This window comes from Pseudoalteromonas sp. 11L1 (assembly GCF_055397545.1).
On record NZ_AP041142.1, the window covers coordinates 426,480 to 448,701 of the forward strand.

General features: G+C 39.5%; 19 protein-coding genes and 1 pseudogene. 12 read left to right on the forward strand and 8 right to left on the reverse strand.

What is annotated here, in order from left to right:
* Positions 1 to 10: 10 nt before the first annotated feature.
* From ACZ5WS_RS17615 to ACZ5WS_RS17625, 3 genes and pseudogenes are all read right to left on the reverse strand, one after another.
* Positions 11 to 216, reverse strand: a pseudogene (locus tag ACZ5WS_RS17615) (ISAs1 family transposase); the annotation flags it as partial.
* A 134-nt stretch (positions 217 to 350) separates the two neighbouring features.
* On the reverse strand, positions 351 to 1,325 hold the full coding sequence (locus ACZ5WS_RS17620) for an alpha/beta hydrolase (RefSeq protein ID WP_464711582.1): 975 nt from the start codon (positions 1,323 to 1,325) through the stop codon (positions 351 to 353).
* Positions 1,326 to 1,832: 507 nt separating this feature from the next.
* Entirely contained in the window at positions 1,833 to 2,144 is a 312-nt protein-coding gene (locus tag ACZ5WS_RS17625; protein WP_198522557.1) for a hypothetical protein, read from the reverse strand.
* A gap of 109 nt (positions 2,145 to 2,253) precedes the next feature.
* Here ACZ5WS_RS17625 and nhaR point away from each other — a divergent pair, with 109 nt between their 5' ends.
* A complete protein-coding gene (nhaR, locus tag ACZ5WS_RS17630) occupies positions 2,254 to 3,147 on the forward strand; it encodes a transcriptional activator NhaR (RefSeq protein ID WP_138627309.1) in 894 nt (297 codons plus the stop codon).
* 190 nt (positions 3,148 to 3,337) lie between these two features.
* Here the strand turns inward: nhaR and ACZ5WS_RS17635 are convergent, their stop codons facing one another.
* Entirely contained in the window at positions 3,338 to 4,147 is an 810-nt protein-coding gene (locus ACZ5WS_RS17635) for a sulfite exporter TauE/SafE family protein (RefSeq protein ID WP_464711585.1), read from the reverse strand.
* A gap of 445 nt (positions 4,148 to 4,592) precedes the next feature.
* Here ACZ5WS_RS17635 and ACZ5WS_RS17640 point away from each other — a divergent pair, with 445 nt between their 5' ends.
* Both ACZ5WS_RS17640 and ACZ5WS_RS17645 read left to right on the forward strand, forming a co-directional pair.
* Positions 4,593 to 5,567 (forward strand): DUF1852 domain-containing protein, encoded by a 975-nt coding sequence (locus ACZ5WS_RS17640; protein ID WP_464711587.1) that lies wholly within the window; start codon positions 4,593 to 4,595, stop codon positions 5,565 to 5,567.
* Between the two features lie 31 nt (positions 5,568 to 5,598).
* Positions 5,599 to 6,639, forward strand: coding sequence for a methionine synthase (locus tag ACZ5WS_RS17645; RefSeq protein ID WP_010388778.1), 1,041 nt, complete (start codon positions 5,599 to 5,601; stop codon positions 6,637 to 6,639).
* Between the two features lie 306 nt (positions 6,640 to 6,945).
* On the opposite strand, the gene ACZ5WS_RS17650 is transcribed toward ACZ5WS_RS17645, so the two are convergent.
* The 3 genes from ACZ5WS_RS17650 to ACZ5WS_RS17660 all read right to left on the reverse strand — a co-directional run bounded on the left by ACZ5WS_RS17650 (position 6,946) and on the right by ACZ5WS_RS17660 (position 10,497).
* A complete protein-coding gene (locus ACZ5WS_RS17650) occupies positions 6,946 to 8,319 on the reverse strand; it encodes a tetratricopeptide repeat protein (RefSeq protein ID WP_464711589.1) in 1,374 nt (457 codons plus the stop codon).
* 1,500 nt (positions 8,320 to 9,819) lie between these two features.
* Positions 9,820 to 9,945: a type II toxin-antitoxin system RelE family toxin gene (locus tag ACZ5WS_RS17655; RefSeq protein ID WP_464711591.1), complete on the reverse strand. Its 126-nt coding sequence runs from the start codon at positions 9,943 to 9,945 to the stop codon at positions 9,820 to 9,822.
* A gap of 120 nt (positions 9,946 to 10,065) precedes the next feature.
* Complete coding sequence (locus tag ACZ5WS_RS17660; protein WP_198522552.1) at positions 10,066 to 10,497, reverse strand: hypothetical protein; 432 nt, start codon at positions 10,495 to 10,497, stop codon at positions 10,066 to 10,068.
* Between the two features lie 160 nt (positions 10,498 to 10,657).
* Here ACZ5WS_RS17660 and ACZ5WS_RS17665 point away from each other — a divergent pair, with 160 nt between their 5' ends.
* The 3 genes from ACZ5WS_RS17665 (at position 10,658) to ACZ5WS_RS17675 (ending at position 13,198) form a co-directional block, all read left to right on the forward strand.
* On the forward strand, positions 10,658 to 10,954 hold the full coding sequence (locus ACZ5WS_RS17665; protein ID WP_198522551.1) for a hypothetical protein: 297 nt from the start codon (positions 10,658 to 10,660) through the stop codon (positions 10,952 to 10,954).
* 335 nt (positions 10,955 to 11,289) lie between these two features.
* Positions 11,290 to 12,321 (forward strand): substrate-binding domain-containing protein, encoded by a 1,032-nt coding sequence (locus tag ACZ5WS_RS17670; protein ID WP_464711593.1) that lies wholly within the window; start codon positions 11,290 to 11,292, stop codon positions 12,319 to 12,321.
* A gap of 196 nt (positions 12,322 to 12,517) precedes the next feature.
* A complete protein-coding gene (locus ACZ5WS_RS17675; protein ID WP_464711595.1) occupies positions 12,518 to 13,198 on the forward strand; it encodes a haloacid dehalogenase type II in 681 nt (226 codons plus the stop codon).
* Between the two features lie 67 nt (positions 13,199 to 13,265).
* Here ACZ5WS_RS17675 and ACZ5WS_RS17680 read toward each other — a convergent pair whose 3' ends face one another.
* Entirely contained in the window at positions 13,266 to 13,715 is a 450-nt protein-coding gene (locus tag ACZ5WS_RS17680; protein ID WP_096038942.1) for a GyrI-like domain-containing protein, read from the reverse strand.
* Positions 13,716 to 14,099: 384 nt separating this feature from the next.
* Between ACZ5WS_RS17680 and ACZ5WS_RS17685 the strand changes: the two genes are divergently transcribed.
* From ACZ5WS_RS17685 to ACZ5WS_RS17710, 6 genes are read left to right on the forward strand one after another with little or no spacing between them, the layout of a single operon-like run.
* Positions 14,100 to 15,638 (forward strand): pyridoxal phosphate-dependent decarboxylase family protein, encoded by a 1,539-nt coding sequence (locus ACZ5WS_RS17685; protein WP_138606406.1) that lies wholly within the window; start codon positions 14,100 to 14,102, stop codon positions 15,636 to 15,638.
* Positions 15,638 to 16,957 (forward strand): lysine N(6)-hydroxylase/L-ornithine N(5)-oxygenase family protein, encoded by a 1,320-nt coding sequence (locus tag ACZ5WS_RS17690; protein WP_075170136.1) that lies wholly within the window; start codon positions 15,638 to 15,640, stop codon positions 16,955 to 16,957. Before ACZ5WS_RS17685 ends, ACZ5WS_RS17690 begins: the two co-directional genes overlap by 1 nt.
* The gene (locus ACZ5WS_RS17695) at positions 16,954 to 18,132 is read left to right on the forward strand and encodes an MFS transporter (protein WP_464711598.1); all 1,179 of its coding nucleotides are present in this window, start codon (positions 16,954 to 16,956) and stop codon (positions 18,130 to 18,132) included. The genes ACZ5WS_RS17690 and ACZ5WS_RS17695 overlap by 4 nt, the downstream gene beginning before the upstream one ends.
* A 24-nt stretch (positions 18,133 to 18,156) precedes the next feature.
* A complete protein-coding gene (locus tag ACZ5WS_RS17700) occupies positions 18,157 to 20,505 on the forward strand; it encodes a GNAT family N-acetyltransferase (protein WP_464711600.1) in 2,349 nt (782 codons plus the stop codon).
* On the forward strand, positions 20,498 to 21,136 hold the full coding sequence (locus ACZ5WS_RS17705) for a hypothetical protein (protein WP_464711602.1): 639 nt from the start codon (positions 20,498 to 20,500) through the stop codon (positions 21,134 to 21,136). The genes ACZ5WS_RS17700 and ACZ5WS_RS17705 overlap by 8 nt, the downstream gene beginning before the upstream one ends.
* Entirely contained in the window at positions 21,120 to 22,199 is a 1,080-nt protein-coding gene (locus ACZ5WS_RS17710) for a heparan-alpha-glucosaminide N-acetyltransferase domain-containing protein (protein ID WP_464711604.1), read from the forward strand. The genes ACZ5WS_RS17705 and ACZ5WS_RS17710 overlap by 17 nt, the downstream gene beginning before the upstream one ends.
* Positions 22,200 to 22,222: the final 23 nt, after the last annotated feature.

Genomic DNA, 22,222 nt, shown 5'->3' on the forward strand with positions numbered 1-22,222 from the left:
AATCATCGCTTCATCCAGCTTTTTTCAATTTAACCTTCTGGCTTGCTACTCCACAATCGCATTGCTTCAACATGTTGATCACGAATAGTCTAAACAACGCTATATTTTCTACCGCACCATCTAACGTAATGCGAGAGTTCTCCTCTTTAAAAAGAATATCTAAATGTAATACGGGTTGTTTTCAATTCGCCAATGCTGTCGAACATAATGCCTTAAAAATAAATAGTGTGCGGCTTTTTTAATCAAAATGTAACGGGGGTTTACCAAGCATAAGTTGGATAGAGTGCAACGAAACCCGACAATAATAAAAAATGACTTATAAACTCAATGTCATCTAAAATAGCGAAGGCTCACCATGTTATTAGCCAGTTTTCAATTTCGATAACATCATCACGATCAAACACCATTAAACTTGAATGAGAGCGAGCATTAAAAGTTATTTTTTTTACTAACTCATTTTGTATAGATGAAAAGTAAGCCGAGGGGGATAGAGAGTCAATATCTGAGTTAATTAACAATACAGGTTTTTTAGTCTCAGTTAATTTAGGCAATAAATTTGTTTCTTGAATGGTTACTCCTGCCTCAAACATTGCCTGGTTAACAATATTATCAATCTCGCTATGAAAAAAATGACTAAGCAAAGGCGATTTATAAGGTAAGTACTCCTTAGCTGCAACGTCAAAACTCATCATTGGGGCAAGTAAAATAGCAGCGTCAACATATTCTGATGATAATAAGTTACTTGCAGTAAGTGCTCCCATAGAATGGCCGACTACAACAGTCTGGTTATTTGTTTGATTTAAAAGTGATTCAGCAAGCAGTTCATTTAAAATGCCGTGCTCTTTTGCTGCAAATACAAATGCTTCAGTTGATTCACCATGGCCAAAAAGATCTGGAATAATAACGTTCATACCAAGCGCTCTAAAATAGATAGCTGAGGCCATCATTGCTTCTTTACTGCCCCCATAGCCATGAAGTAATAAAGCAGTGCCTTTAAAACGATTAAATGTATCTGGTGTCATTCTGTGTGAAATTGTATTTTCTACATTATTACCAGTTGCATGAAGGTTGTAATAAACAGAACTCTCTTGCGAAAATTCGGCTGCTTGATAAGGTTCAGCAGTCAGATATGTAATGCATTGAGTGGTACTAAAAGAGCAAAATTTTTGTTTTTCAAAGCCAATGTCGCTAGGTTTTGCTTTTATAAACTGTGCTTCAGAAATATAGATACCGGGGTTTGACATGACGTAACTGCCAATAGAAGTACAGCCAGACAAAGAAAATATATAAAGTGTAACTGCTAATAGTTTGGTGAAATTTTCCATTTTCGCTTCATTAGTTAAATTTGAATATCAACACTTTAATTAAGCAGATAACGTCCTATGAGGTGGAGGAGGTTTTAGCCGTTAGTTAGGCATTTTTTTATTATTTCAAAGTACCTTAACAGTATCTTCTATCCACCTCAATTTTCTCGAGTAAATAAATCTGTTTGGTATTAGGTAGACACTTGCTTATTAAGCAAAACCCAAATTTAGTGCTTAGTTACGACTTTGAGTTACTTTTTTATCTAAGTTTTATGGATTTAGGTAATTGAAAATTTCACTCTCTTTTTAATCAAAATGGTGTGAGGGGTTTATAGCTGAGGTCAAAGGTTAAAGGAACAAGGTCAAAGATTTTTAGTTACGGTAAGTTGGGTAGAGTGCAACGAAACCCAACAAGGAAATACTGCTCAATGGCAATAATTGAATCTTTTAATACTAAACATGGCTTGGAATTAGAGTCGTATTAAAAGAGTAGCATCCATGCCACTGCAAGTGCGATATTAATAAAAATTAAGAGCTTGGTTGCGAAGGTTGATACTTATTAACGAGAATGTGTTGTAAATTTTTAAGTGCCCGCTTTATCGCTTGCAGCATACTTCTTCCCTTTGTATTTACATTAATACTGGGTAGCCCAGGCAAAAGAATATTAATTTTGCATTGTTGCAAAGTGCCGTGGCGCTCACTCGAAAGATCATTTATTTGAATCTCAACTTTACGAATATTTAAAGCATGTTTTGCCAATTGGCTTTTTATCAACTTCAAAAGCGACATCTTTTCACTTGCGTTAATTATCTTGTTTTTAACTGTAAGTTTTAGCTTCATGCAATTACACCTTTTAATAGTAACTATGTTGCAGGCATGACTGTAATCTACTAACTTAGTGGCAAAGGAAAAAGCTGATTATTTCTTACTTTAAAACAGGTATTTTCGAATGATTACCAACATTAACTACAATCACTTATATTATTTTTGGCAGGTAAGTAAGCACGGCAGTATTGCAGCGGCGAGTAAAATACTTAATTTAACGCCGCAAACGGTGAGCTCACAAATTACTAACCTAGAACAACGGTTAGGAAAACCGCTATTTGTTCGCCAAGGCCGAGGCCTACAGTTAACGGAGTTTGGCCATGTAACTCAGCAGTACACCAATGATATGTTTGCCATAGCTCACGAATGGCTAGAAACTACGCAAGGCGATACCACGCAATATTCACGAACGTTAAAGGTGGGTATTTCAGACGTGTTGCCTAAATCACTGGTGTCGAAGTGGCTAGCGCCTTTAATTAATAACGACCGTATTACCAACTTACACTGTATTGACGGCCAACAAGATGAACTGCTGGCGCAAATGGCGATTCATAAGCTCGACTTAGTGTTAGCCGACAAACCACTCGATACCACCTTGCCATTTAAGGCGTTTTGTCATGAAATAGGCAAAAGCCAAATCGCTCTTTTTGGTAACGAAACATGGCATTCGCAGTTACATAAGCAGTTTCCGCAGTCTTTAAACAACAAGCCTTTAGTGCTCCCCGCAAAAGAAAGCCCCGTCGCGCGTGCTATTTATTATTGGCTGCAAGAGCAAGACATTGAAATGACAATAGCTGGCCATGTTGACGACAGCGCATTAATGAAGTCGTTAGGTGAGCAAGGGTTTGGCATATTCCCTGCGCCTATTTTGGTAAGAGCCGAAGTAGAGCGCCATTACGGCGTAAATTACATTGGTACAATTGATAATGTTTATCAGCATTATTATGCCTTTACGCCCGACAGGCTCATTAAAGACAGTATTTATGATGAATTTATAAAGCATGCGCAAATGACGTAGATTTTAGTTAATCGTCTTATGATGTTAAAGGTTAAAGGTTAAAGGTTAAAGGCGTCGGGGGGCGGGTTACGCGTTACGGGGGCTAAAAGCTATTATTTAACCTCGACGCGGCATAAAGCCGCTGCTACTAGTAGCTAATACGGTAGCAGCGGCTTTATGCCGCGTCTTTTTAAGGCTCATATAAATGCTCTTATCGAGTAAACATATTGATTGCCATTACAATTAATAAGCCGGCAAATATTTTCTTTATGGTTGAAACTGGTAAATAATTCGTGGCTTTAGCACCAAGTGGTGCGGTAAACCATGAGGTGCATACAATACCCAATAAAGCGGGCAAATACACAAAGCCCGCAAATCCTTCTTTTAGGCTAAATAACTGGCTGCCTGAGCTGATATAACCCATTGAGCCAAAAAGCGCTATCACAATGCCTGAGGCCGAGGCACAGCCAATGGCTTTTTTCATATCGACAGAAAAAAACGTCAGTAATGGCACTAATACGGCTCCGCCGCCAATACCAATCATGGTAGACAAGCCACCGGTTATGGTCGTATAAACGCTTAGCAACCCTTTGTTTGGCAACGGGCGCTCTATTGCTGAATCATTCTTACCTGAAAAAATCATTTTTAATGCAATTAACACCACACTTACAGCAAATACTAAACGCACTACATGCTCAGGTAACAGCGCGGCCATAAAGCCACTAATGAGCGCGCCAAAGGCAACGCCCGCCATCACCCAAGGTGCAATATCCCAGGGTACATTGCCATTTTTATGATGCGCAATAGCCGACGAGGTCGAAGTAAATAAAATAGAGGCCAGCGAAGTCGCAATGGCAACCACCACTACTTGTTCAGGTGACAAAGCATTAAAGTGCAGTAATATCATGCTGAGTATGGGCACAATCACCAGCCCGCCCCCTATTCCTAATAAGCCAGCTAAAAAACCAACACCGCTACCTAATATGGCGCAGTATATAATTAACACTATTAAATCACTCATTCCTTTTATCTCTTCTTATGTTGTGGAAAGTTCTGCGACGGCGAGCTGCTTAATAAAGCGCTTAAGCTCACCTAAGTTTATTCGAGTATATCAACAACCGTTTATGCAAATGGCACTTTAAGTGCCTATAAGCATTGAATAATACTCACGTTTTGTATGAATAAATCACAATACCCATAAAAACATCTAGAAATCTAGACTTCTAAAATGGGTTTTGTCTGAGTGGGAGCGTCTACTAGCCTAATTTATTCATTCAACTTAGTAAGAGAGTGAATCTGGCTCATGTTTTACCTGAAATAATACCGTTTTTCTTCATGCTACATAGCGCGTATAAATTTATTAACTCTGCAAAGCACCATTACAGTTATCCCGTTAGTTTGGTTTTAACAGCAAGTAATGTGTCATTGATAAAAGCAGTAACAACTCAAATTGAAAGGATACGGCTATGAGCACTGATCTTACATTTACTATTAAAAGCACTAACTTGGATGAAAACTACCATCCATCAAATAACACACGTATTACGACCAATTTCGCTAATTTAGCAAGGGGTGAAAGCCGCCAACAAAACCTGCGTAATACCCTAAAAATGATCAACAACCGTTTTAATGCACTGGCCAGTTGGGATAACCCACAAGGGGATCGTTACGAGATTGAGCTCGAGATCATTTCGGTTGATTTAGATATTACTAGCAGTGGCCAGGCATTTCCGTCAATTGAGGTATTAAAAACCAATATTATTGACCGTCAAACCAACGAGCGAATAGAAGGCATGGTGGGTAATAACTTTTCATCGTATGTGCGCGACTACGACTTTAGCGTGTTATTGCTTGAGCATAACAAAAGCAAACCGCAATTTAGTATCCCTGATAACTTTGGTGACTTACACGGCAAGTTGTTTAAATGCTTTGTAAACTCAAATACCTATAAACAGCACTTTAAAAAGCCACCGGTTATTTGTTTAAGCGTGTCTGATAACAAAACCTATCAGCAAACTGAAAACTTACACCCTATTTTAGGCGTAGAGTATCAGCCTAATGAGTCGTCGTTAACTGAGCAATACTTTAAAAAAATGGGCTTACAAGTGCGCTACTTTATGCCACCAAATAGCGTTGCGCCGTTAGCGTTTTACTTTTTTGGTGACCTACTTAACGACTACAGCAACCTTGAACTAATTAGCACCATTAGCACTATGGAAACGTTTCAAAAAATTTATCGTCCAGAAATTTATAACGCCAACGCCGCCGCAGGTAGCCGTTATAAACCTAATTTAAAAAATGACGACCATTCGTTAACGCAAATTGTGTATGACCGCGCAGAGCGAGGTCAATTAGCGGTTGAGCAAGGCAAATTTACCGAGCGGCACTTTATTAAGCCTTATCAGTCAGTGCTGCAGCAGTTCTCGGCAAGTATCGCTTAATCACACAACAAAATTAAAGGCAGCATTTATTATGAAAAAACTATTACCTACATCATCAGCGGGCAGCTTGCCAAAACCGTCATGGCTTGCTGAGCCCGAAACCTTATGGTCACCGTGGAAATTACAAGGCAGTGAGCTGGTTGATGGCAAACACGACGCCCTGCGTATTTCCCTGCACGAGCAACAAACTGCAGGCGTAGATATAGTCAGCGATGGCGAACAAACTCGCCAGCACTTTGTAACCACCTTTATTGAACACTTAAATGGCGTTGATTTTGAAAACCGTAAAACAGTTAAAATTCGCGACCGTTACGACGCCAGCGTACCCACAGTGGTTGGCCCTGTGTCTCGCACTAAATCGGTATTTGTTGAAGACGCCAAGTTTTTACGCCAGCAAACCAGTCAACCAATTAAATGGGCATTGCCTGGGCCAATGACCATGATCGACACCCTGTATGACGATCATTATAAAAGCCGTGAAAAACTGGCATGGGAATTTGCTAAAATACTCAACCAAGAAGCCAAAGAGCTAGAAGCCGCAGGGGTTGATATAATTCAATTTGATGAACCCGCTTTTAACGTGTTTTTTGATGAAGTAAACGACTGGGGCATAGCCTGCCTAGAGCGAGCTATAGAAGGGTTAAAATGCGAAACCGCCGTGCATATTTGTTATGGCTACGGCATTAAAGCCAACACCGATTGGAAGAAAACCCTCGGCACCGAGTGGCGACAATACGAAGAAGTATTCCCTAAGCTGCAAAAATCGAATATAGATATTATTTCGCTAGAATGCCAAAACTCACATGTACCCATAGAGCTACTAGAACTCGTGCGCGGTAAAAAAATAATGGTGGGCGCAATCGATGTAGCCACCAATACCATAGAAACACCCGAAGAAGTGGCAAACACCCTACGCGAAGCACTTAAATATGTAGATGCCGACAAACTCTACCCCTGTACCAATTGCGGCATGGCTCCCCTGCCCCGCGACATCGCAAACGGCAAACTTAACGCCCTAAGCAAAGGCGCAGAGTTAGTACGTAACGAGTTATTAGCAGCGAATGTCGCTTAATTTTAATTACAGCTGCTGCAAAAAAGCCACACCTTAAAAAATGTTGAGGTGTGGCTTTTTTAATCAAAATGTCATGGGGGTTTACACCGCAAGGTGAAAGGTAAAAGGTGCTAGGGGAAAGGTTTTAAGTTCGTTGAATATTGGTTGGGTTGAGTGCAACAAACCTAGCAAAAGTAATTAAACCTAACCGAGTCGCTAGGTAGTACAGGTTGAGTGGAAAGCGTCAAAGGCGGGACATACAACGCTTGCCAAACCTGTGACTAAAATTAGCTACGAGAAAACACAAGCTTAAGTTGTATTAGTTCTTTACTCTTTTAGCTCTAAAACCCTGTCAAATTCATTAGAAGCTCTTTCAAATAAACTGGGATTATCTTCTTTTGTAATTAGCTTAAAATAATTACCCAAAACTACACTGTCATATTTGTGTCGGTTATCACTATCAATGATTTCTTCACTGAGTTTTGAAATTGAGGTTTTTAACCTATATAAATCTTGTAAAACTTCTTCTGACTTCCCCTTTTCCTTTAGTGCGATGTAGTGCTTAGCAAGTAACTTTTGCTCTGGAGCCCCTTCATTTTCCATAAGCATACTTTTAACAAGAGTATCTATTATTTCACTATAATTAAGCCCTTTGGATTCAGAGTAAGGACTTTCTAGCAAGTGCCAATAAACAGAGAGTAAACCTTTAGCATCAGACATGTTCGTATTTGCATCAATTTTGATTTTATTAAACTCCCAGAAAAAATTACCCTTATTTTCAACGGACAACTGCTTTAAAACTTTATTTGCCCAAAAAACTGCTTGGTTATCTCTATCATTCAAATGGGTTGAGGAACTAAACAGTCGAGCGAGACGGCGCTGTGCAATAGGGTGATTCCTATTTGCCAGCGGGAGAAAATATGCAACTGCAATTTCGTGCATTTTCTTCTCAGTTAAGTGTTCAGAATTCTTTATATATTGATGCAAGTCACTAAGACTACCTGCATAGATTCTCCCAAGTAACATTTTAGCTTTTATAAAATTTTGAGTTTCAAGCTCTTTCAAAAGTTTAATTGCAGCTTCTTCGTTTTCAAAAATCATTGGGTGCTGGCCGGAACCTTTTAAGCTAGCAAAAATAAATTTTGCTTCGCTATCTCCTTGTAACATGCTTTTTTCTAATATGGTTTTAGCTAATTTTAATAACCGCTCCGATTCAGAGTTTTGACTAACTTTTTTTGCGAGAAGGAATGCTGCATTCGCGTCACTCTGAGACTGCTCCTGTAATTGAGTTATATATTTATCTTTGAAAAACTTAGCCAGCTCTGGGTTGGGTTTAATGTCCCAAGTGTAAGGATTGGTTAGACCATTTTTATAAGCAGATGCTAGCTTTCTACTAGCATTGTAATTTCCATTGGTTGACGCACTTGTCCAGTAACGAATCGCTCTACCTAAATCAGGCTGAATGAAAGCTCCTTTCTCATAGATGTAGCCAAGCTGTATCACTGCTTCGCTATCTCCCGCTTCAGCCCAGCGTTTTAAAACTCTTAATTGGTGTTGCATTGATAGGTTTTCTGATTTTTCTAATTCTTGTTGCGCGTTTTTCGGAGCAGCGTCTGTGACACTGGACGTTTGATACTCGCAACCATATAAAAGAAATAAGAAAATTATTGCAATAGCGCGAAGTGCTTTGTTCCATGTCATATTTTTTCCTACTCGAGTTACCAATTTTTTATACCAACTTGTGTTCACTGAGTGAATTGACCACCTTTACTTAACAGGCTTTTGTTTGAACTCTTCGAGCTTTTATTAGAAGTGGAGGCATACTATTCTCTCTTCCATGCTTACTCTAAAATTATAATGCATTTCATTGTCATAGGATAAATGAACGGCTATTTTGAGTGTACTCAAAGCAATCGTTTAGTTTTCCCTCTAGGCAACTTTTTAAGCCCTATTGGGACCTATAGTAGCCAGATACTATTGGAGTCAAAGACTTAAAACAGACAATTCCAATATGATTAAAAAAATCGGATATATACGTGTGGCACAGTTTATCAAGACACAGCTTGTCAATTAAGCATATATTAAATTTGAAAATACTTTCGTTGACAAGTGCAGCGCCAAAGATACGTAAGGGTCAGCCAGCAAGCAGTTAATTGAATCGGCTCTTGAGCAAAACCAAAGAATCCAAAGGGGTCAAGAATCCAAAGGGGTCAAATCTTGACTCCAGACATCAAGTTTATTGACTGTCCAATTATCCTTATTTTGCTTATTAGACAAAGCTTAAGGCTATAATGTAAACTAGTAACCCCCTACTTTTAGCTATTACTTAATTTGATTTATAACTAGCACTTAAAAACTCAACAGCCCTTCAGCCCTTCCTAAAGCAACGCGAATGTTTCTGATTTGTTCGCGCTGCTGATTAATTACTTGATCAAAAGCCACCACATCATGCGGTATTTTTAACCAAACCGTAACGGGGTGACAGTTCTTGTACAAAGCGTCGGTTTTGCTCTCTTATAAACTGATAATACATAATTAAAAATGAACCCCAAAGGGGTCAAACCCCAAAGGGGTCAAATCTTGACTTCAGACATCAAATTTATTGACTGACCCGTTATCCTTATTTTGCCTATTAGATAAAGTCTAAAGCAAAACCAAAGGGGGTCAAATCTTGACTTCAGACATCAAATTCATCAACCAAAGGGGGTCAAATCTTGACTTCAGACATCAAATTCATTGACCGACCCGTTATCTTTATTTTGCCTATTAGACAAAGTCTAAAGGAATAAGATAAATCAGTAACCCCCTACTTTTGGCTATTACGTACTTTGATTGCTAACGATCACTTATGAACTCAACAACCCTTTCTAAAACAACGCGAATGTTTCTGATTTAAAGGCGCTGCTGATTAATTACTTGAGCAAATACCACCTCGCCATGCGGTATTTTTACCCAAACCGTAACGGGGGTTTACAGTAACTGCTTAAAACGCCGGTGCTTTTAGTGTACTTTATTAACTGATAAGGTAATTAATACAAAGCAATAAAATTGCGTTTTAGTGAACCGAAAGGGTCAAATCTTGACTTCAGACATCAAATGTATTGACTGACCCGTTATCCTTATTTTGCCTATTAGATAAAGTCTAAAGCAATAAGATAAATCAGTAACCCCCTACTTCTAGCTATTACTTAATTAGATCTATTATTTATATATAGCCTTTCTGTGACCAACTTTTACCACTAATATGATCATTTCAGAGTCGTGTATCTCATAAATTATACGGTAATCAGCTATCCTTACCCTATACTCATTGAGTCTGCCTTTCATAAGTAAATTTCACCTAGAATTCATAGAGAAATATAATGCCCCAATAATGGGCTAAAAGCAGCTGGCTGATATAAGCAACGCGAGGGCAATAATCTAGTGTTTTTACCCTCATTATATGCATTAAAGCTGATCAAAATAGTCGCCAGCTTTTTGTCTGAAAAATACATTGCAATACTTTAACTCAACTTGTAATGGATCTTTTTTTAAGACCTTAACATATGGATTCAGCTCCAATGTAACTGTAATAGTTTTGGACAGCAATAGCTCATTGTATAGGGCTCGTTTACGTTTTTCGGAGCCCGAGTGCGGCATACGAATTATGATATTCTTTTTGCAACTTGGAGCGGCGATTGGAAAGCGTTCCTTAGGAACAAATACTTCAAATTGACCACCTTTAGAAAATCCATATTCAGAGTTTACAGAATAATTGCCTGAAGTAAGTTCGTATTTCATGTGATAATAATCGGAATACTTTCCGGTATTAACTTTGATCTCTTGAGCATTAAGTTGAAATGAGATTAATAACACCAAGATATTTAATAGGTACTTCATACTATCCTTATACACGTGACAGTTTACAAAACATCATTTTGGTGGTTTATAACGCAGCAAAATGGCAGTTAATAATGCCACTGGTTAAATTAGAAGCCAACTCATCACAACATAACTAAAAAGAGTTAGCCAAGCCATTATACGATTTAGGGTTACGATAATGAACAGACATTTTATGGGAAGTTTCTTATTTTTAGTTGCTGTTTTATTGGCCGTGGGGACGGAAGTTTACTTAACCCTCACATTTAGTGAGTTTATTTTAGCCGGTAAAGGTATTGGCGTTTATGGAGTATTATTATATTTTGTTGTGATGATAGTTAGTTCCCTTTTATGGCTACTGTCTTACCGTATTAGTAAAAGCCGAGCTCAAGCTGCTATATTTTGGCTTTTAGCATTAGCCCTCACTCCTGTCGTTATATTTCAGCCTACATGGTGGTCTGCTCCACTTCTCAATTAATTTAAAGCTTAACTTTAATACTTAGATTAATGTGAAATTGCAGAATTGATTTCCACAGCATTTTGTAAACTCTCCTTCAAAAGAAACGAAAAAACCCCACCTTACCATGCGGTATTTTTAACCAAACCGTAACGGGGGTTTACAGTATTCAACTGAATGCAAGCTGTTCGTTAGCAAAAGATTACTATTGCCATTGCTTTGTGTAAAAGCATTGCGGTTAAGGATTATTTTTTGTTTTTTTAATTTATATTCAATGTGGTCGCTATATTGTTTTGAAGTGCTATTCTGATATATCAATTTGTAATTAATGCCGTTTTAATTAAGGATACTGGTCGTTGTTTTTTATTAAACCTAAGTTTATTTACAGCTCTTGTTCTATTTACAAACCTAAAATATCGTTTTCATTATTTTTTATGCTGCTGTGTTTGCCATTTTTTGCAAATGGTCAATTTGTCATTGGCATAGTAGGAAAAACTAAAAACGATAGCTTTTATATTCAGGCGTACAAAGGGTGTACCGAGTTTGCAAAATCACAGCCTGACGTTACCTGTAAATATGATGGGCCTGATGATTATCAAGATATTCGAACCCAAGCTTTAATTATTAATGACATGATAAAAAGTGGGATTGATGGTTTATTAGTTTCAATATCAGATTCTGATTATTTGGTAGAGAGAGCCCTTAAAGATTTATTTGAAAAAAACATTCCTGTTATTACTTTTGACTCAGACTTATTAGCAAAAGATCACCAGTACAGGCTCGCTTACGTTGGTACTGATAATTTTGACTTTGGTGTTGCGTTAGGCAATCAATTAAAGAATTTAGTAAGTGAAGAAAATAAGCGTATTTGTATTCAATCTGGTCATCCTACTGCACCAAACTTAAATAAAAGAATCGCAGGTGTTAGGTTTGCGCTTTCTGGGCAAAGTAGTCAGCGCTTATCGGGAGAAAATGGCTGGAGCGAGTATAACCGCTGCCCTCTTTATAGTTTAGGAAAAAGGGGCGCCTCGTTAGAGCAAGTAAAAAGCCTTACTAAGATGGACAAGCCTCCTGCATTTGTTGCTGTTGCCGGTTTTGCGCAATTTAATACCGAGTATATAAACTTGATGACACCCTACAAACATAAACTTGATTCAAAAGAACTTATTATTGTTTCAGCAGATACCGAAAAAATACAATTAGATGCGCTTAGCAAAGGGTTATCTTCATCAAACGTTGGTCAAAATCCATATGAAATGGGGCGACTCAGTGCGCAGTTAATGTATAACGTAATTAAGCATAATATAAAGCCTGCTGAAGCGTTTTATTTTTTAGACTTTCATTACTGCCAACAAAGCAACGCCCAAACATGTACTGTAAATTATTAATATTTAACCCCAGTATGTTGAAGTATTCACTTTAGACACCCAATTTACTATGCGCTATTTTTAACCAAACCGTAACGGGGGTTTACAGTAACTGCTTAAAACGCCGGTGCTTTTAGTGTACTTTATTAACTGATAATGTGATTAATATTGAGTAGTAAAATTGCGCTTTAGTAACGATTTAAACAGGAGTCCATTAATGGCAACTACACTGGCGTTTGATGTATACGGTACGCTTATAAACACTCATGGCGTGGTGTCGTTACTTGAAAATATGGTTGGCGACAACGCGCACGCATTTTCAACTACTTGGCGTGAAAAACAACTCGAATATTCGTTTAGGCGTGGCTTAATGCAAAACTACGTGCCGTTTTCGGTGTGTACTGAGCAGGCACTTGATTATGCGTGTTTACTGCACAAGGTAACTTTAAGCGATGAGCAAAAAGCACAGTTATTAGCGCGTTATAAAACCCTACCCGCATTCGATGACGTTAAAGCAGGGCTTGAGAGCTTAAAAGCACAAAACTATCGGTTGTTTGCGTTTTCTAATGGTGCGGCCAGTGCGGTAAATACCTTGCTCGAAACGGCTGGTATAAGTGAGCTTTTTGAAGGTGTAGTGAGCGCCGATGACATTAAAACCTTTAAACCCAACCCCGGTGTTTATAGTCATTTTTTACGCGAGGCAAATTCAACCGGTGCTAATACCTGGCTTATATCGAGTAACCCGTTTGATGTTATTGGGGCGTTATCGCACGGTATGCGTGCTGCGTGGATACAGCGCTCAAATGAGGCTATTTTTGATCCCTGGGAACTAACGCCTACAATAACGGCGTGCGATTTACATGATTTAAAAACCAAGCTGGCAAGTAATAACGAATGATTTAGTTGGCAGGGGTTAAACTATAGTAATGAAAGGCTAGGTTTGCGCTTACAAACCTAGCCGTTTTTTAGTCTTTAATTGCAATGGCAATTTCTATTTCGTTACTGTTTTTATAATACTCAAAATCACTGGTGTAAGTACGTTCATAGCGGCAATCGTCTGAGCTGAAGTATTGCCAAATTTCGCCCCATAAATCGATTACTGCATCGGGCATTTCACCCTCACCTTTAAATACCAAATAACGCCCCGCTTGGGTGGTTACTTTTTTAGCTTCAGGGAGTTTAATTGATAAATTATCGCAGCAGGCAATTACGTCAAAATCACCAGTGAGATCGCTTTCGTAATTGGTATACACACCATACACTTTGGTGTTTTGGGTGAGGCTGTTGGCAAACTTTTCACCAAATTTTTGCCAAAGTTCAGCTATGTTTGCAGTGCCAGCGTTCATTTCATTGGCGTTGCAGGTTCTTACTTTTAAGCCGATTAAGGTCTGACTTGCTAGTTGCTTTACTTCCATCATGACGTCCTTTAGCGTTAATACAAACACCAACGTAACAGAAAAATCGCCAATACTTTAAATATTGTATTAAATATTTCATAAATAATGATTATCAAGCTCAGTTGCGTGTTTTTTACTCACATTTAAATAGGTAGTAATGGCTAAACATGGCTTTGCTACCGCTAAAATAATTTACTTAACTTTCTCTTTTTTAAGTTTATTTTTTGCATGTAATGCTTGTCGTTTAATAGTGAAGTTTATCGATTTTAGTTAAAAATATACGACAAGCTTATTAGCTCTAATTTAAAAAAAGTTGCTATCTAATCTTTTTTCACTATTGTAAATGGAAATCATTATCATTAAGATCCTTGCACCTAAAAAGTGTACTCAAGGAATGTTGATGTGTCTCAATCTCAAGTGTTAAATATTAATACCATTGAAAAACAGGCTGTATTTGAACAAAGCGGCCTGCCCCCACAATTCAATTTAGAGCAGTTCATTAATTATCAAATAGCGTCTTTGCAAGGGCTGTCGGCAGTACAGCAAGCGATGGCTAAAGCCCAAAAGCCATTTTCAGGTGTGTCGGTAAATACGTTAGCAAAAGTAGTAAACGATGTTGATTTATCACAGCCATTGGCTGACTTTCCGGCGGTGCTTGAAGAGCTAAAAGGCGTGTATTTAGATCATGCTGTGTATTTTCATCATCCGCGTTATATGGCTCATTTAAACTGCCCTGTAACCTACCCTGCTGTTGTGGCCGAACATATTATTGCTGCTATTAATACCTCAGTAGATACATGGGATCAAAGTGCAGGCGCGACGTTAATCGAACAAAAGCTGATTGATTGGACATGCCAAAAAGCAGCATTGCCAAGCACTGCCGATGGAGTATTTACTAGTGGCGGCACGCAATCAAACTTAATGGCAATGTTAGTTGCTCGTGAAGTAGCAGTAAGCCGATATGCGCCAGAGCATCAGGTAAAACTTCAGGGCTTACCGGCTGTTGCATCGCGTTTTAAAATTTATTGCTCTGAGGTGGCCCATTTTAGTATTCAAAAAGCAGCGGCGTTACTGGGCTTAGGTTACGACGCCGTGGTGCCGGTGGCTACAAACAGCGAAATGCAAATGGATATGGAGGCACTTAAAACCGCCATAGCAACAAGCAAAGCGCAAGGTGATTTACCCATTGCAGTGGTTATTACCGCAGGCACAACCGATTTTGGCTCTATCGATCCAATCCATAATATTGCCATGCTAGCTAAAGAAGAGCAGCTATGGTGCCACGTAGATGGCGCTTATGGTGGTGGTTTGTTGGTGAGCGAGCACCACCGCAATGCGCTTAATGGCATTGAGTTGGTTGATTCAATAACGATTGATTATCACAAATCATTTATGCAACCGGTTAGTTGTAGTGCCTTTTTATTAAGCGACAAACGTCATTTTAGCCACATTACTTTGTATGCCGATTATTTAAACCCATTAGCAGAGGCCGGAAATGGCACGCCTAATTTGGTTGATAAAAGCCTGCAAACCACTCGCCGTTTTGATGCCTTAAAGTTATGGCTAACACTGCGCACCACTGGAGAAGCACCGCTTGGCCGTGCGTTCGATAAAGTTATTGGTCTTGCGCGCCAAACTCATATTGTACTTAACGACCACCCCGACTTTGAAGTAGTTAACTACCCCGAGCTTAGTGCCTTGGTATTTAGATTTGCCCCTGATGATTTAAAACATGACCTTGATTTACTCGACTCTTTAAACCTGCATGTACGACAAACGTTTTTAAAAACCGGTGAAGCCATGATTGCCCGTACAAAAATAAATGGTCGTCATTATCTTAAATTTACATTGCTTAATGCGCAGTGCCAATTATCTGATGTACGCGCTGTTATTGAGCAAATTAGCCACATTGCATGGCAAACTTATAGGGAAATTGCATAATGGATAATCAACCTTACGATTTTATAGCTATTGGCCTTGGCCCATTTAACTTATCTTTAGCGTGTTTAAGTGAACCGCTCGAAGATGTAAAAAGCCTGTTTTTGGAGCAGCGCAGTGAGTTTGATTGGCACCCTGGAATGATGCTAGAAGGCGTTACATTACAAACTCCGTTTATGTCGGATTTAGTAACCATGGCGGATCCAACCAGCCAGTATAGCTTTTTAAATTATGCCAAATTAAATAATCGCTTATACCCGTTTTATATTCGCGAAAGCTTTTTTTTATTGCGCCGTGAATACAACTTATATTGCCAATGGGTTTGCTCGCAGCTTTCAAATGTTAACTTTGAACAAACAGTCACTCACGTTGAATTTTGCCCGCAAAGTGAGTGTTATACCGTTAGCTGTAACACCCCTAATGGTATGCAACATTATGTGACTCGCCATATTGTTTTGGGCACAGGGCCTGCACCGTATATTCCTGATTGCGCTGTGCAAAGTAACTCAAATAACGTAATGCACAGTAGCGATTTTTGTCATCGGCTTGATGAATTAAAGGCAGCTAAACGGGTTACTGTGGTAGGGGCTGGGCAAAGTGCAGCAGAAATTTACCACACTTTATTGCAGCAAGCAGTACCGCAAGGCTTGCAGTTAGATTGGATAGCACGTTCACCGCGCTATTTTCCGCTTGAGTATACTAAGCTCACCCTTGAAATGACCTCTCCTGAGTATGTAGATTACTTTTATAATTTAAAAACTGAGCAGCGAGATTGGCTCAATCAAAACCAAAAAAATCTATTTAAGGGCATTAACGGCGATTTAATTAACGACATTTTCCACACCCTCTACGCGCAAAGCCTTGATGGGCCAATTTCTACTACATTTAAAACTAACAGCAGGCTAACAGGCACTCAAAAAGTAGGTAAGCGTTTACTGACTGAGTTTTATCATCAGGAGCTTGAGCAGCCCTTTTCAATAGAAACTGACTTTTTAATTTGCGCCACGGGCTTTAAATATCAGCGCCCTGCTTTTTTAAATAATATTGCCCACCAATTACCCCAAGATGAGCAAGGTCGTTATTTAGTGAGTCGTGAATATGCGGTAGATAGCGAACAAAAACGTATTTTTGTACAAAATGCCGAGCAGCATACTCATGGTTTTGTAACTCCAGATTTAGGTATGGCTTGCTATCGTAATAGTATTATTTTACGTGAAATTTTAGGTTATTCGCCTTATCAGGTTGAGCAAAAAATTGCTTTTCAAAACTTTGATTTAAGTGATGTAACCCTATCAGCACAACAGCAGAGTAGCGCCGCATGAGTCTTCGTTTAGCGCTAATTTTGCTGACGGTTATTTCGGTGGTATGCGATACCTTGCTGCTACCGTTTTATCCGCAATTTTTTGCTAGTGAATTTGCTATTAGTAACGGCACTCTAATCGGCCTCTTTGTGGCTAACTGTTGTATTACTGTAATGCTGGCTTTACCGCTATGGGCTAAGGTCGCTAAAAAATACAATGAGTTGGCTTTGTGGTTAGTAACCCAAGTGGTGGCCGCTGGTTTTGGCCTGCTTTGTTACTTTGCTACCAATGTATGGGAGTTTTGGATTTACTACCAACTAATGTTGGTGCTAAAGGCAAGCTACCTACTTATATACCCATTTGCACTGCGATTAGAGCAACAAACTAAGCATTTATCTATTATTGGTTTGTTTTCTGTATTGATGCATTTTGGTGCGATTGGTGGTGCTTTAATTGGTGGTTATTTCTTTAGTTTAGCAGAGCCACGCTATGCGTTATTACTCAGTAGTGCCGGTGACCTAGTTCAGGTTTTATTATGCGCCTACTTAATGTATTCATTAAAAACAGGTATTTATCAGAAAGCAATAGCGACTGAAAAACCGCGAGAGCGCATTCCCTATTTTATTTGGCAATTTTGCTTTTTAAGTGTGGTGGTTTATTTTAGCGCGTTTTTAATTCGCCCCTTCTTTACTACTCATTGGCAAGCATTAAACGCACAAAGCAGCACCTTGCAAAGTGCTGTTGTATACGCCATTCCTGCTTTTGCTGCGCTTGTTATGCTGGTTTTTAACCATTTCAGGCAGCATTTACCACTGCCAACATTAAGCCGCACGAGCACTTTGTTATGTGCACTTATTTTGGGGGCGTTTGGGCTTTATTTACAAGCGCAGGAGTCGGTGGGGTTAGTGATTTTATCACGTGTTTTATATGGCTTTGCGCTATTTCAAGTGATGGTACTGCTAGAGGTAATGCTATTTGCTAAAAGTGAGCCTGCACATTACGGCAGCGACTTTGCCAAAGTGCACATTGCTCAAAACATCGGGGTTATTTTAGCGTCGTTACTAGTGGGTATGAGCGTAGAGCATCTTTCAACCACGGTTGTGTTTTACTTTGCTGCCATTGGCTTTGCAAGCCTTGCCTTTATTTTGCTTTGGCGGGTTAAGGCTGTTGCTCGAACTGCGCGTTCAGCGTCTTAGTTTTTAAGATTTATTGGAGTTTTTATGTATTTTTCATCTTTTGTAACCACCCTACAGCATACCGGCAAAGTGACGATGCGGTTATTACAACAAACAGATATGCCAACAGTTTGCGATTGGCTTAAGCAACCGTATGCGCACTTTTGGGGTATGCAGCAGCAAACCGAGCAACAAATAACTAAAGCGTATCAAGATATTTTTGTTACGCCTCATCATCAGGCATACGTGATCGAGCAAAATAATAACCTATTGGCTTTAGTTGAGCTTTATAGCCCAGAGCACGAAAGCTTAATGAAAGCGGCGTACGAGGTTGAACCTAATGATGTGGGTATGCATATTTTATTAGCGCCTAACACGGCACCTAAGCGCCATTTTAGTTTTGAAATGATGCAGTGCGTGCTGCAAAGTATTTTTGCTCAAAACAGTGCCGCCCGTGTTGTGGTTGAGCCCGACATTGCTAATAGTAAAATTCATACTTTGAATAAGCGTTTGGGATTTGTGCACACCCAGCAAATTCAACTAGGCGAAAAAGCCGCTTATTTAGGCTTTTGTAATAAAGCAGCCTTTGATAGGCACAGCCAACTATTTACTGATTCGTTAGCGCCTTTGCAAACTGATTACGTGATACAGCCACATTGGCAATGGGCAAACCGGCATTTACAAGCTAAAGCCCTGACTGAGCTAGTGCACGAGCGTTTATTGGCCGCAGAGACAACAAAGCAAGGCTTTAAAGTAAACGTTGAAGGCGGTTACTTTATTTTTAATGGCCGTGCTATGGCACTGAATCATATAGATATAGACGAGCCAAGCCTATGCTTTTACAACCTTAACGAAGAGCTGCAGCCGCTAGATGTGTTGCACTTTTTTAGTATGCAAGGGCCTGCGCTAGATTTAACGGGTAAGCGCCTTGCCACCTACCTTGAAGAGCTAAATGCTACTTTAGCCAGTGCGTGCTTTAAACGTGAAAATAACACTTTAACAGCGGCGCAGTTAGCTAATTTAGGGCTGCAAAAAATAGAAGCCGCAATGAGCGAAGGTCACCCTGCCTTTGTTGCTAATAATGGCCGCATTGGTTTTAGTAAAGCTGACTTTTTACGTTATGCGCCAGAAGTAGGCAAACCGTTTAAAGTACTGTGGTTAGCAGCGCATAAAACGGTATGCGACTTTGCCCATAGTGAATACTTTGCCGATTACCCAAGCCATATAAGTGATGAACTAGATTTAACCACCCGAGATACGTTCAACAAAGCGCTAAAAGCTCAAAACCTAAACCCCGATGATTACTTACTCATTCCTGCTCACCCTTGGCAGTACCAACACAAATTGAGTGTGGTATTTGCAAATGAGTTGGCAAATCAGCGATTAGTGTACTTAGGTGAAGGTGACGATTTATATCAAGCGCAACAATCAATTCGGACCTTATATAACTGCTCGCACCCGCATAAACCGTATTTAAAAGTGGCGTTGTCTATTTTAAATATGGGATTTATGCGCGGCCTATCGCGTGCTTACATGGCGGTGACTCCTGCCATTAACGATTGGGTATTTGAAAAGGTTAGCCAAGATCAACAACTCGCAGGCGCTAATTTTACAGCGCTTAGAGAATACGCCACCTTAGGTTATGCCCATCATACGTTTGAGCAAAGCGCGCTGGGAGATACACCCTATCGTAAAATGTTTGCCTGCTTATGGCGAGAAAACCCAAACCATAATTTAAATAGTGATGAACAACTGACCACTATGGCAGCGTTATTACACTTAGATAATAATGGCCAAAGTTTAGTGGGCGAATGGATAGCGCAAAGTGGTTTGAGCACGCAGCAGTGGTTACGTGCCTACTTTAATGCCTATTTAATTCCGCTAGTACATTGCTTTTACGCGCATAAATTAGTGTTTATGCCCCACGGTGAAAACCTCATTTTAAAGCTTAAAAATTCGGTGCCAGTGGGCGCATATATGAAAGACATAGGTGAAGAGGTTGCCTTACTTAATAGCACTGAAGTATTGCCAGCAGGGGTTGAACGTATTCATGTTTCTATGCCTAAAGAACTTGAGCTATTAAGTATATTTACCGATGTATTTGACTGTTTCTTTAGATACTTAGTAGCAATTTTAGTGCGAGAAGAGCGTATTACAGAGCATGACTTTTGGCAGTGTGTTACGCAAAGTGTTAAAGCGTATCAACATGCTAACCCTGCTTTAAATGAGCGATTTAAAGAGTATGACTTTTTTAGTGATGAGTTTGCTCACTCTTGTTTAAACCGCTTACAGTTAGGTAATAATGAGCAAATGGTTGATTTAACGGATCCGGCGGGTAGTTTGCAGTTTGCTGGTAACTTAAACAACCCCGTATCGGCAAAGCTGTATGGCTAAACCGATTACCCTTGCGCAGTTTTTATATTGCCAACAACCCGTGCAACGAACTTTTAAACCGAGCTTATTATTAGTGCGCGCTTTAACAGTTCGTTGTAAGGCGCAGTACCCTACTGCGCCTAAGCAGTTTATTAGTCGGCATTTGTATTTACAGCTTTGCTGGCAAGCTATTTACGCTTATTGCTATTGGTTTGCTTGCAAGCAAAGTACGGCTGATCCCATTAACATGCCGTTAGCGGTTAATGGCGCTTATTGTCGTGGGTTTAACCTGAATAATGACGTGTTAGTAAGTAAAACTCAGCAAACCAAAGCGTTTACTCATTTTATAAGCCAAGTTGGTGAATGGGTAAATACCGACTATGCACTTGGTAAAAAAGAACAAGCTCGGTTATTACTCGATTCATTAAGTAGCGCCATTGAGCGAGCTCATAGCTTAGACCTTGCTACTACTTTACATATCAACAATTGCCATCGTCAGCTGCACACCCTTATTTGTGAACACTTTAATCTTGATACGCCATTTACTGAAAAACCCCAGCGTTTAACCTGTTGCCGCTATTATTTAGCCGGTTATAGCAAATGCCAAACCTGCCCTAAAAAGGATATTAAAACCAATGAACCAACGTCTTAAAACGATTGATCTTGCGCGTGGTGCGAGCGTTTTTATTATGATTATTGTGCATACCTTATGGATGTATGCCTCCACGACGCTTCAAAGTGAAAGCGCATTTGGTACGGTTGTGCATATACTTGGCAAAGGCACCGCCTCGTTTTTGGTGGCAATGGGGCTATCTATGGCGCTTTCGCGTAGGCAAACACCCTTGCTGTTAATTAAGCGTGGCATACAGCTTTTACTGCTTGCCTATTTAATGAATGTGGCCAAGTTTTGGCTACCTATTGAAGTATTTAATACCATGCCTGAGGCATTTATAAATGCTTATGGCTGGCAAAGTCCGCTCAGTGCTGGGCAGTTACAATTTATGGTGTTAACAGGCGATATTTTACAACTGGCTGGAGTTAGCTTATTGCTGTTTGGTGTGCTTAATATTGCCCGTTGGAAAACAACATGGATTGCGGTTTTAGCCATTGCAATTGCAGTTTTGAGCCAGTTTGTAAGGGGGCAACAATTTACACTTTCACCTTATATTAGTGATTTGTTTTTTGCTAATAACTATCAGGTGTATTTTCCGGTATTTCCTTGGATAAGTGCGATATTAATGGGGTATGTACTTGGTCGTTTATACCTTAGTAATCGACAAAATGCCGATTACTTATATAAAGTATGTGCACAACTCGGTGCTGCTTTACTTGTTATTGGCGGCATATGGTTAGCCATTGATTTTAAAGGACAGTTTGGCAACTTTTTCCATTTAAATGGCGGCGGTATTAGCTATTTAATTGGCTTAAATTTATGTGCACTAGCGGCTATACAGTTTATTTTTGCTGATAAATATAATGGCCCTATTACACGTGCTCTTTTATATGCCAGTAAACATGTAACCGCGCTTTATGTTATTCAATGGGTACTTATTTGCTGGTTTATGGGGGCGCTTGGTTATCATACTCTCAGCCTTTGGCCGACACTTTGTATGATGGTACTGATGACTTTGCTTACTTTTGCTGTGCACAAGGTTTATTTTAAAAGCAAACAGAGCCTCACAGACATTACGCAAAAAACCAAACGTACAGCTTAAGCTGTAAAGGGGCTTTACGGGCG